The organism is Mobilisporobacter senegalensis, from assembly GCF_003752155.1.
GTDB classification, from domain to species: domain Bacteria; phylum Bacillota; class Clostridia; order Lachnospirales; family Lachnospiraceae; genus Mobilisporobacter; species Mobilisporobacter senegalensis.
The window spans coordinates 85,653-98,274 of the sequence record NZ_RJVG01000011.1 but is presented as its reverse complement, the minus strand read 5'-3'; the positions used below and the strand labels follow the sequence as shown (position 1 = coordinate 98,274).

General features: G+C 33.3%; 8 protein-coding genes and 1 pseudogene. 1 reads left to right on the top strand and 8 read right to left on the bottom strand.

Going from position 1 to position 12,622, the window contains the following annotated elements:
* Positions 1-150: 150 nt before the first annotated feature.
* From EDD66_RS15380 to EDD66_RS15360, 5 genes are all read right to left on the bottom strand, one after another.
* Positions 151-660, bottom strand: a complete 510-nt coding sequence (locus tag EDD66_RS15380; RefSeq protein WP_123610466.1) for a hypothetical protein — start codon at positions 658-660, stop codon at positions 151-153.
* A 437-nt stretch (positions 661-1,097) separates the two neighbouring features.
* Positions 1,098-1,457 carry a VOC family protein gene (locus EDD66_RS15375; RefSeq protein WP_123610465.1) on the bottom strand — a complete coding sequence of 120 codons (360 nt, stop codon included), beginning with the start codon at positions 1,455-1,457 and terminating at the stop codon, positions 1,098-1,100.
* A gap of 81 nt (positions 1,458-1,538) precedes the next feature.
* Positions 1,539-3,680, bottom strand: a complete 2,142-nt coding sequence (locus EDD66_RS15370; protein ID WP_123610464.1) for a DUF6449 domain-containing protein — start codon at positions 3,678-3,680, stop codon at positions 1,539-1,541.
* Positions 3,655-4,557 (bottom strand): ABC transporter ATP-binding protein, encoded by a 903-nt coding sequence (locus EDD66_RS15365; RefSeq protein ID WP_123610463.1) that lies wholly within the window; start codon positions 4,555-4,557, stop codon positions 3,655-3,657. The genes EDD66_RS15370 and EDD66_RS15365 overlap by 26 nt, the downstream gene beginning before the upstream one ends.
* Positions 4,550-4,927, bottom strand: a complete 378-nt coding sequence (locus EDD66_RS15360) for a GntR family transcriptional regulator (RefSeq protein WP_123610462.1) — start codon at positions 4,925-4,927, stop codon at positions 4,550-4,552. The genes EDD66_RS15365 and EDD66_RS15360 overlap by 8 nt, the downstream gene beginning before the upstream one ends.
* Positions 4,928-5,229: 302 nt before the next feature.
* Between EDD66_RS15360 and EDD66_RS15355 the strand changes: the two genes are divergently transcribed.
* Positions 5,230-6,522, top strand: a complete 1,293-nt coding sequence (locus EDD66_RS15355) for a LysM peptidoglycan-binding domain-containing protein (RefSeq protein WP_123610461.1) — start codon at positions 5,230-5,232, stop codon at positions 6,520-6,522.
* Between the two features lie 217 nt (positions 6,523-6,739).
* On the opposite strand, the gene EDD66_RS15350 is transcribed toward EDD66_RS15355, so the two are convergent.
* From EDD66_RS15350 to glgB, 3 genes and pseudogenes are all read right to left on the bottom strand, one after another.
* Entirely contained in the window at positions 6,740-8,854 is a 2,115-nt protein-coding gene (locus EDD66_RS15350; protein ID WP_123610490.1) for a glutamine synthetase III family protein, read from the bottom strand.
* 515 nt (positions 8,855-9,369) lie between these two features.
* Positions 9,370-10,275 carry a mechanosensitive ion channel family protein gene (locus tag EDD66_RS15345; RefSeq protein WP_123610460.1) on the bottom strand — a complete coding sequence of 302 codons (906 nt, stop codon included), beginning with the start codon at positions 10,273-10,275 and terminating at the stop codon, positions 9,370-9,372.
* A gap of 45 nt (positions 10,276-10,320) precedes the next feature.
* Positions 10,321-12,579 (bottom strand): annotated as a pseudogene (gene glgB / locus EDD66_RS15340) (1,4-alpha-glucan branching protein GlgB); the annotation flags it as partial.
* Between the last annotated feature and the right edge of the window lie 43 nt (positions 12,580-12,622).

Here is a 12,622-nt window from a genome sequence, read left to right as displayed (position 1 = left end):
TCTCTTTAATAACTAACTTTTGTATCTTCAAAATCGATAAAAATCATAAATAAAATAGCTATAATACAGATAATTAATCTTTTCCCCTTTATCATACATACCCTCATTTCTATATTGTCCTGTAATATACTTATTTTTATTTCATACTTCTTATTTATAGTATCCTTTACGTAACCAATCAGTAGAGTCTATTTGTATACTTATATTTTCTACTGTCTCGTCCACGTACTCCTCAGTATCTGTCCCATAGAAAATTCTTTTTACTCCTACATTAAATTCAATTCCTCCTTTATAATATTCATATGACATATCATCGTTATAACATTTATATCCATACTTTTTTAAAATATCTTTTGCTATAGCCATTTCATCTCCAATATGAATTCCAAAAAAAGAAACTTCAGGATTATCAGTAATTATACCAGTAAATTTGTATGTACTTGATAAATCTGGATATCCATTAAATCTCAAATAATCACCCTTGGAACCAGAATAAAAAATCTTACAATAATCTTCAATTCTTTCCCATTCACCTTCTTCAAAGTCATATTCTTCTAATGGTGTCGCAAATTTAAAAGGAATATTGATATTCTCATTTAATTCCTTTATTTCACTTGGTATTATGTAAAATGGAGATATTATTTTGTATGAAATATACATTATAAATACTAATAAAATACCTAGAATTATCTTAGTCTTCTTCTTTTTCTTCTTAACCTTAATTGTATTGTCAACCTTATCTGAAGATATAACTATTCCCCCTTAAATATATTATCTGCTTATGTTATCTTTAAATATTGTAAATCTATCAAAACAAATATCTTATACTAGCAATCATAATATCACGCCCTTGTTATATTTTAGAGTTTTTGTAATTTTTTAGTATAATTTTAAATAATTATACATATTTTGGTAGTCATTTGCAAGTAATATTATCTAAAGATTTTATGCAAATAGCTTATAGTCTTCAGCCATATACCTACGATACATAACCCTAAATAAACCAATGCAGCACACATTTCCAATATACTTTAAGAGCATACATTAAAACAGCCCATCCTTATCAGGATGGGCCTATAAAATTTTGTATTAAATTTTTATATAGGACTGGTAACCTCTATATGATTCCCTTCACTATCCGCAAATTCCAAAACTTTGTTCTTACCAATCACCGTTAGTGGAAATACAATTGGACAATTTAATTCTTCTAATTTCTTTAGAAAGAAATCTATGTCACTTACTTCAAAACTTGGCAGGCAATTATTTCCCCATGTTTTCTTTTCTTTCGTTTTATCATTGGCAAATAATCCATATCGAAATCCTTTGATATCGAACACACTATAGATTTCATTTCGCTCCGTCACTTTTTGCCCTAATAGTTCTTCATAGAACTCAATTGCCCGGTCCATATCTTTCACACAAATATATAATGACCTTATCCTATAATTTAATTCCATACTTTCTTCTCCCAAAATTTTGAATTAAATAGATAAGGTCATTATATATAGTTTGACTTGAAAAATCAAATTTATCTTATACTAATTTGAGGTTTCCAGTTCAATAGCTTCTTTTACAAAATCAGGAATGGCTCCTTTTCTAAATTGATAACTGTATCTTCCTTCATTACCAAATTCATCTTTACGGATCACTACTTCCACTCCGATAGAATCTTCCACATCTATCACACTTTGGTTTCTCCAATAATAATCATTATCTACTAGATCAGGGAAGATTTCTTCAATCTTTTCTGCATCTTTTGTATTATCATAAGTAACTGTTCTTAAAGTCCCATCTGAGTCTATATATCCATTTTCAACTTGGCTGTAGCTAAAATCAGCATCCTTGTACATAATATCATATCCTTTCGTTACACCTGTTCTGTAATTTTGAATTGTAATTTGTTTAATATTTTTCGCTTCTACTTTATTTTCTGCATCAAATCCATGACTTTTTAAGAATGCAATCGTTTTTTCAAAACTTGGATATATATTATAGTTTTCATTTATATTGTACATTTGTAACGACAGGACTGCTGCCGGGGAAGCATTAGATATCTCTTCTAATGTAAGTTTACTTAACTCCTCTTTAAACATATCAATTAATTCTTTCTTCTCATTTTGATTTAAAGTAATCTGCTTATTTTGGAGTCTGTTATAGCAGGATATCTCTGTGATCAGATTAATGTCTGATTTATAAATTGGATAATGACCTTCTTTGAATTCCTGATTTCCATAGATATCACTTAGCATACCATAGCTTTCGGAAGTTTTTAATTGATAGGACCTGCTTATTTCCCTTCCACTCTTTAAATGGAATTTAACATTATAATATAGATATTTGGCATCATTTTCTGTGACATCAATATTCTTAATGCCTGAAATGGCCATATCATAAGCTGCGTCAATATCTGTCAATTTCATAAATTCCAATTGGTAATTTTGACTATTCATATAATTAAGATAACTTCCATTAATCAACTCCCAATCATGATACTGTGTAAATTCATCCAATCCAGAGATACTTACACTCACGCTCCTGATGCTGTCTTTCTTTGGAATATAAGTATCATAATGGAATACATCAAACTTGAAGATACAGGCAACGACTGCAATAATGATACCACATATGAGTAAATGTTTCTTATGATTAAATGCACTTCTAATATCAAAATTGTAAATTACTTCAATGACTGCATATACAAATATTAATGCAAAGAGTAACCCAAATATGAACCAGCCATTAGAGCTGCGGTCTGTTATCTCTCGAAAGATGATACCTCCTCCTAAAGATAATGGAATGACTAATAAAAACTTAATAACAGGCTTTGATATAGAAAATGCCATTGCCTTGCTGGCTGCTTCTGATGGACGCTTTTTATATAAGAATAATGCAAAAGCAATAAATAAAATAATTACAAGAATAGTAATAAGTATGCTTCTGCCAATGCCCTGGTCATTTACGCCCACCCGGCTGGCAACATCTACATAACTTCCTATCGGTGATAAAAAAGTAAACATTTCACTAAAAGTATTAACCTGAGTGTAATAAGTCTTGAAAAAACTAAGATAATAGATTTCTTTTAACATCATGAGCATTGGTCCATATAAAAAAAATACCCCAGTTCCAAAAACACTGATCACAAAATTGCCGGTCAGCATAACCGCAATAATTACAACCGTATAAATTAGTATATAGAATAATATATTAATTCCAATTGCACTTAATGTAGTTGTGAACATTTCTGTATTCATCAGACCATTCAATTGAAGTATAATACTATATACTATTATGTTTGCAATATATGGAATAATATATATAAGTACTCCATTTATATATGATACCCCAAATAAAACTTCTCTACGCACAGGTAAACTATGATAGAAATCCACCTTCTTCTTGGAATGGAGATAGAAAAATCCACTTAATCCACAAATAACAGCTCCTATCACTGTTATGGCAGCTACCATATAATCCTGTGGTCCCATAAAGCCCAAAATTCTGTCAAGCAGTCTTTCTTTGTACTCTTTCAGGTCATATATATTCTGGTTGTAATTTCCAATCATTAAGGTACCAAGTATAGGGAAATATAAAAAGAATACAATAGATGCCAAAACGATAGTCCATATTCTTCTTTTCAAATCTTCTATTAATATTTTAAAGAATAAGCTTTTTGATGTCATAACCAACTACCTCCGTTTCACTAATAAATATCTCTTCCAGTGTCAATGGAAGTACCTCAGAAAAAACAGGATTTGACATAGCAATTCTCTTTGTAATTTCTTCACTGGTTCCTCTTGCTGTAATGGTATATAGAGAACCTCTCTTTTCTGTTTTTAGAAGTTCGATATTTTCAAAGACCTGATTTATATCCACTTCATTTTGGAATACACATTGTACTTTGTGAATACTTAATTTCATATCAAACAGATCTTTTGAGAATAAGATACCACCTTTATGGAGTAAGCCTACATGATCACAAATATCTTCTAATTCCCTAAGATTATGGGAAGCAATGACAGGTGTCATATTACGTTCTGTAATTTCTTTGGCAAAGATACTTTTTACTGCCTGACGCATGACCGGATCTAAACCATCAAAAGTCTCATCACAGAATATATATTTCGTATTGGCACAAATACCGCAGATAATAGAAACCTGTTTCTTCATACCCTTTGAAAATGTATTGATCTTGCGATGTTGATCTAATTCAAACTGCTTCATTAGATTATCAAATCTGCCTCCATCAAAGCCTGAATATGCTATTTGATAATAAGTCTTTAAGTCTTTTGGAGTTGCATTACTGAAAAAGTATTGATCATCTGAAATATAGAAAAACAATTCTTTTGCTTTAATATTCTCATAAACATCCATACCATCAATTTTAATAGAACCACTATCTGGCTTTAAAATACCACTAAGCATTCTAAGGAACGTACTTTTACCGGCTCCATTGGTACCAACCAGACCAAATACATTCCCTTCCCTGATAGTAGCTGTAATTTGATCTACTGCTTTTATCTTATCAAACTGTTTGCTAACATTTACAGCTTCAATCATCCTTCATTCCCTCCTTAAAACCCTCATTTACTTTATTCATAAACTCCTCTTTTGTAATCCCAAGATCATGAGCTTCCTTCATTAGTTTCGTTATACTTTGAAATATCTCATCTTTTTTACACTGTATTAAGTGATCATTATTTGAGATAAAACTACCTCTTCCTTTCACAGAATAAATATATCCTTTACGCTCCAGTTCTGCATATGCTCTTTGAATCGTATTGGGATTAATGGATAAATCCATTGCCAGATTACGGACAGATGGCAGCTGGCTATCCACTTCAAGAACACCTTTTAATATTAAGTCCTGAAACCGTTCTACAATCTGTTCATAAATCGGTCTACGATCTTTATAATCGATAATTATCATAGGCTTCTCCTTTCCATATTCATAACTTATAATTAATATATATTCTATACTAACTGTATTATGTCAATTAATACAGTTAGTATAGTAAATTTTCTAAGATATGTCAACTAATATTTATCTGATAACTACCAGCTGTAACACTCCCACTTCTAAAGTGGGAGATAACAGCTGCTACGTCCTAGATAGTTCGACTAAGATTCACTTTATTAATTTTGCTTTCTACTAATGATTCCTTCACAATAAAAATACTTTTTATCCTTTTGCTATCATATAATATTATGATTAAGAAATAGAGGTTAGATATGATCAAGCATATAGTTCAACCCGGTGATACTGTCTACGCTTTATCCAATCGGTACGGTATCTCCCCAAATAGATTGATTATTGAGAATGAACTCACTAATCCTGATACTTTAGCAATCGGAGAAACCCTGCTGATTGTATACCCGAAACAGACCTATATTGTTCGGGAGGGCGATACTTTATTAAGCATTGCGGATGCTCATGGTGTCAGCTGGTTAAACTTATTAAGGAACAATCCCAATATTGCAGATAGGGAAGAACTAATCATTGGTGAGGAAATAGTAATCAATTTTGAAGATGAGAAAAATTATTCTATTTCAGTAAATGGTTATGCTTTTCCTTACATTTCCATGGATGTATTAAGGAAGACCTTGCCATTCCTTACTTACCTTACAATTATTGGTTATCAAATTTTGAGTAATGGTTCCATTGATAATATAGATGATGTTGAAATTATTCAACTGGCAAGGGATTATGGCGTTGCATCTATTATGGAAATATTCACTTTTACAGTTGAAGAATCCATAGAAAATAATGCCTTCCATACGATACTTCATGATACTGCATTGCAGGATATCCTGATAAGAAATATACTTACAACATTAAGATCAAAAGGTTATTATGGAGCAAGTATTGATACTCCTTATATACTTCCTGACGATAAATATCTCTATGTTGAATTTATAGAGAATCTGACCAGACAATTAAACAGAGAAGGTTTTCTTTTAATTGCTACGCTGCTGCCAAGTACTTTTGAGGTTGCAACAGGGATAACTTATATGGGGACTGACTATGCAGGAATAGGCCGGGCCACTAATAATGTTATATATAATCTTTCCTATGATTGGTCAAATCCTTTCGAGCTTACAAAAGATGCTTTGTCTTTCCAGACGATTACCCAGGCAATAGCAAATGCAAGTACACTTGTGCCTCCTGAAAAACTATTATTAGGAGTTACCAGTATTGGTTATTCCCTGATCCTTCCATATATACCGGGAACCACAGTAACGACTTTTATCAATCATACGAATGCAGTTAATTTAGCCAGAGAGTTTGGAATAGCCATCCAATTTAATGAAACAAACCAGGTCTCCTATCTTCATTATTCGGAGGGTGACCTTGAGTATATGGTATTATTTAAAGATGTAAATTCAATGGCAGCTTATCCGGACATCATTAGAAAATATAATTTAAGTGGTATTTCATTTTGGAATATCATGTACTACTTCCCAAGAACATGGTTGTTGTTTCATTCTCAATTTGATATAAATAAAGTTCTGCCCCCAATATAATAGGAATTAAAAAAAGTATCCGATCCTGCAATTGCAGGGTCGGATACTTTTTCGTGGTTTTAAACGTTGCTGGTATACTCTGTTAGAGATATTTATCTGATGACTACCAGCTGTAACACTCCCACTTCTAAAGTGGGAGATAACAGCTGCTACGTCCCTAGATAAGTGGGGCTAAGATTCAGCTGTGATAAAAACCACACCTAAATTAAGTTTCACTTTATACTTCAAATAATAAATCACCATAAGTTGGTACTGGCCATAATTCTTTATCAACAATTAATTCAAGAGTATCTATTGGTTCTCTTAATTCAGCCATTGCAGGAACTACCACATCTTTAAAGTATCTGGCTTGTTCTTCTCCCTCTGCTTTCGTTCCCGCAATATCATCCACTTCTTTTAATTTATATAAAGCACTTTCAGCTTTCACTAAAAGATCGGAAGTTGTTTCTAAAAGTTTTTCCTGAACAGTTGTATTTGCAGTAGGAAGTGCTGCTTTAATTGCATTAATAGAAGCTGCTAAATTAGTGGTATATTTAATTACAGCAGGAATAAACTTCTTGCTTGCCATATTTATCATAGTCTTTGCTTCTATATTAATGGCTTTTGAATATATTTCAAATTGAATTTCTGCACGTGAATGAAGTTCAGCAGAAGAATATACATGATGTTTTTCAAAAAGAGTAATTGCTTTCTCTGTTATAATAGATGGGATTGCATCTACCATTGATTTAATATTTGGTAAACCTCTTCTTTCCGCCTCTTTCACCCATTCATCAGAATAACCATTTCCATTAAATACGATTCTTTGATGATCTGTGATCGTTTTCTTAATCAGATCATGAACAGCCAGATCAAAATTATCTGCTTTCTCAAGTTCATCTGCCATATCTTTTAGAACGTCTGCAACAATTGTATTCAATACTGTGTTTGCTCCTGCAATGGACATAGAGGAAGCAACCATTCTAAATTCAAATTTATTACCGGTGAATGCAAATGGTGAAGTACGGTTTCTATCTGTGGCATCTTTCTTAAGTTCAGGAAGTGTGTGAACACCAATATTTAATTTGCCACCTTGCTTACAGCTTGTAGCTGCACCTGTTTCAATTAATTGAGTTAATACATCTTCTAACTGTTCTCCAAGGAAAACTGAAATAATGGCAGGTGGAGCTTCATTTGCGCCAAGTCTGTGATCATTGCCCGGATTTGCAGCAGACAGGCGAAGTAAATCTGCATGTTCATCCACAGCTTTTAATACTGCTGCAAGGAATAATAAGAACTGAATATTCTCATGAGGTGTTTTCCCAGGCTCTAAAAGATTCTTTCCTGTATTGGTTACAATAGACCAATTATCATGTTTACCGGAACCATTTACACCAGCAAATGGTTTTTCATGAAGTAAACAAGCAAGACCATGACGATTTGCAATCTTTCTCATAGATTCCATAATTAATTGATTATGGTCTGTCGCAATATTGGCTGTAGCATAGATTGGTGCTAATTCATGTTGGGCTGGAGCCACTTCATTATGTTGAGTCTTAGCTGTTACACCAAGCTTCCATAACTCTATATTCAGCTCTCTCATAAAAGCAGCTACTCTCTCTTTAATGCTTCCAAAATAATGATCATCCATTTCCTGGCCCTTTGGAGGCATTGCGCCAAATAAAGTACGTCCGGTAAAGATAATATCATCTCTTTGTAAATATTTTGCTTTATCAATTAAGAAATACTCTTGCTCTGGGCCTACACTTGTTGTCACACTTGTAACATCATTATGGCCAAATAAATGGACAATTCTGGTTGCCTGTTTGCTAATTGCTTCCATCGATCTAAGCAGCGGAGTTTTTTTATCAAGTGCTTCTCCGGTATAGGAACAGAAAGCAGTTGGAATGCAAAGAGTTACTCCTGCCGCATCTTCTCTTAAGAATGCCGGTGAAGTACAATCCCATGCTGTATAACCTCTGGCTTCAAAAGTGGCTCTAAGCCCACCGGACGGGAAGGAAGACGCATCTGGCTCTCCTTTAATTAACTCTTTCCCTGAGAATTCCATTAAAATTTTACCACCTGATGTAGGGTTAATAAAGGAATCATGCTTTTCTGCAGTAACGCCTGTCATTGGCTGGAACCAATGGGTGAAATGTGTTGCACCTCTCTCAATAGCCCAATCTTTCATCGCATTTGCAACTACATCTGCAATTGCAGGATCTAAATCCTCACCTTTTTCTATCGTTTTCTTAAGCGCTGCATAAACTTTCTTAGGCAAGCGCTCTACCATCGTAGTATCATTAAACACATTCATTCCAAAAATGTCGGTTACTGAAATCTTTTCTGTCATAAAATTATCCTTCCCTTCCAACTAATTTCTCTCTTAACTTAATAAATATAATCTTAATCATTTTAATATATGTTACAGTTCAGCCATAAGCTCGATTTCGCTTTGCTACATCTCGCTTAGGCAGAGCGCCATATAGAAAGTATTGCAAATTGCTCTTAGTCTGCAAGCACCCACGTGCAATTTGCAATACTTTCTATATGGCTGAACTGTAACCAATATTATTGAAAAAGGTGTCCTCAATTACCTTGAGAACACCTTTGCTCCAAACGACTTACTTTTCGTCTATAAGTAAAATACCATGTTTTATTCAAAAAGAAAAGCTTTTTTTTTAATAATTACTGTTTTGTTATTTCCGAAGTAAATTGAAGAGTATAACCTTAATTTATTAATTATAATATCAATATATATAATTAAATTAAGACTGTGACAATATTTTATCCATAATCCGATTTATAAAATTACTTATTTAACTCATATTTATTAATTAAATTAATCAATACCATTAGTATTTTTATTTAATTTCTGTTATCTGTAAGCATAATATCCATCTTATTATATGGAATCTGGATATTATTTTCGTCAAATGCTTTTTTTATTGCCTCAAATATATTACATTTTACAATCCAGTAATCATCTGTATTGACCCATAGCCTTACACCCAGAGATATAGAACCCTGGTCAAAATTATTAATAAAAATATGAACTTCCGAATCCTTTTTTACTAATTCTTCCCGGTTAATTATCTTAAGTAAAATTTCTCTTACTTTATTCATATCTTCCTTATAATCAATTGCTATGAAGAAGTCTAACCGTCTTATGGGTTCATTGGTCACATTGATTATATTAGAATTGGAGAGGGTACCATTGGGTATTACGACCATTCTGTTATCACCGGTAATCAATCTGGTATAGAATATATCAATAGACGATACAACACCTTCATAAGTATCTGTGATTATATAATCTCCTGCACGAAATGGTTTCATTAAAAGGATTAAAACGCCGCCGGCAAAATTAGATAAGCTTCCTTGAAGTGCCAGGCCGACTGCTAAACCTGCAGAACCAACTAAAGCCACTAAAGAACTGGTATCGACTCCTATCATACTGACTATCATAATGATAAGTACAGCGTGCAGTACTACTCTTACTACTGCTATCAGAAAACCTGCAACACTTTGTTCCATATTGGTGCGCTTTACTGATTTTTCTACAAGCTTAATAATCAGTTTTAAAATTTTCCTGCCGATAAAATAGACTATAATTGCCAGAAGAATCAGCATACCATACTGAATTGCCTTTGGTATCAATTTTTCAATCTCATTTAGTATTTTTTCCGGATTCAACTCTTTCATTTCATTCAGTGTTTCTTTAGGATCTTGCATTGTTTCCTCACCCACTGTTAGAAAGTTTCGTATATTCATATGAAAATCCTCTCCATAATATGACTCTGTGAATTAAATTATATCTTTTTTATCTTTACTCTTTTTCATTCTGGTCTTTGTTGTTTTCTTTACTGCATCCTCAATTGGTGTACATGTAAATACAGAAATTCCAAGTGGCGGAACCGTAATACTTATTGAATTCGGCCTATCATCCACTTCCTCTTCTTTCGATTGTTTTAATCTTGGATTCACATTGCCGCTTCCTCCAAAGATTTCTTTATCACTATTAAAAGTTTCTTTATATTTTCCTTTAAATGGTACTCCTACCTTATAGTTTTTATATGGATTTGGTGTAAAATTACATACAATAAGTAATGTCTCTTCCAGCCGGTCTGTCTTACGAAGAAACGCTACAATACTTCTGTCCGCATCCATATTATTGATCCACTCAAATCCATCGCAATCATTGTCAAGAAGATAAAATGCACGATAATCATTATATAACCGATTGAGAGCCTTTACATATTCTTTCATCTGAATATGTTTCTCCAATTCCAATAGCTGCCATTGTATACTTTCATTTTCATTCCATTCAGAAATCTGGGCGATATCCTGTCCCATAAATAATAATTTTTTCCCTGGATGAGCCATCATATAGCCATAGGCGACCCTAAGATTATCAAACTTAAGCTTTTCATCTCCAGGCATCTTATTGATCATGGAACCTTTCCCATGAACCACTTCATCATGAGAAAGAACTAATACAAACTTTTCACTATATGCATAAATCATGCTGAAAATAAGTTCTCTTTGGCGTCCTTTCCGAAATAATGGATCACATTTCATATAATTGATGAAGTCATTCATCCATCCCATATTCCATTTAAAATGAAATCCTAACCCTCCATCTTCCACTGATTTTGTCACCTTAGGCCATGCTGTTGATTCCTCAGCGATCAAAAGGGCACCATCTTCTCTTTGCAGGAAAATGGAGTTAAGATGTTTCAGCAATTCTACAGCTTCTAAATTTTCATTACCGCCATACATGTTTGCAACCCATTCTCCATCTTTCTTCCCATAATCCAGATAAAGCATGGAAGCAACTGCATCCATTCTAATCCCATCGATATGATATTTTTCTGTCCAAAACAAAGCATTGGCTATCAGGAAATTGGATACCTGAGGCCTTCCGTAATTATAGATCAAAGTTCCCCAGTGAGGATGACTTCCCTTTCTTGGATCAAGGTGTTCATAAAGACAAGTTCCATCAAAATTAGCTAACCCAAAAGTATCTCTTGGGAAATGGGCCGGCACCCAGTCAAGTATCACACCAATCCCTTTTTTATGCATATAATTAACAAAATACATAAAATCATCAGGTGTGCCATATCTTGATGTGGGTGCATAGTATCCAGTTACCTGGTACCCCCAGGATGCATCCAGTGGATGTTCCATGATTGGTAATAATTCTACATGGGTATATCCCATTTCTTTCATATAATTATATAACATTGGAGCCAGTTCCCTATAATTATAGAATTCCCTGTCATCCTGGGGCTTTTTCCATGATCCAAGATGAACTTCATAGATTAACACAGGCTCGTTTTCCACATCTGTTTTTTTACGATTCACCAGCCACTCTTTATCTTCCCAGACAAATTGATCAATATCATAGATCTTTGATGCTGTTGCCGGTCTGAGTTCTGCATGATAACCATAGGGATCTGCTTTTAAAACAGTTAAATCACCCTTAATCTTGACTTCATATTTATAGATTTCTCCCGGTTTTAAGTTGGGAATAAATAACTCAAAGATACCTGAATCTTCTAATCTCCTCATAGGATGTCTTCTGCCATCCCATAAATTAAAATCACCTACTACGCTGACTCTTACTGCATTCGGTGCCCAAACAGCAAATAAAACTCCTTGTATACCATTAATCTCCATTATATGAGAACCTAATTTATCATAGATAGTATAATGAATTCCGCTGGAGAATTTCGTTATATCCACAGCATCTATAACTGGTTCAAAATTATACGGATCAACAATTTCTTCTTTCGTATGATTGTCATAAGTAACAAGATACTTATACTTTTTAATCTTCTTCCCTGGAATTAAAACAGCAAAAAAACCTTCCTTATCCACTAACTCCATTGGATATTCATCATTGGTATCAATTAATTTTACTACTACCTGTAATGCTGTTGGCATAAATGTATTTATTAATATTCCATCATTTGTTATATGTGCACCTAATAAATTATGTGGATTATCATGTTCTGAATACACCAGAGTCTCAATATCGGCCCAATTACATAAATTATATAGTTTATCGTCCATACGTAAACCTCCCAATCTAATATACGAAATCCGTTTTTTTGTC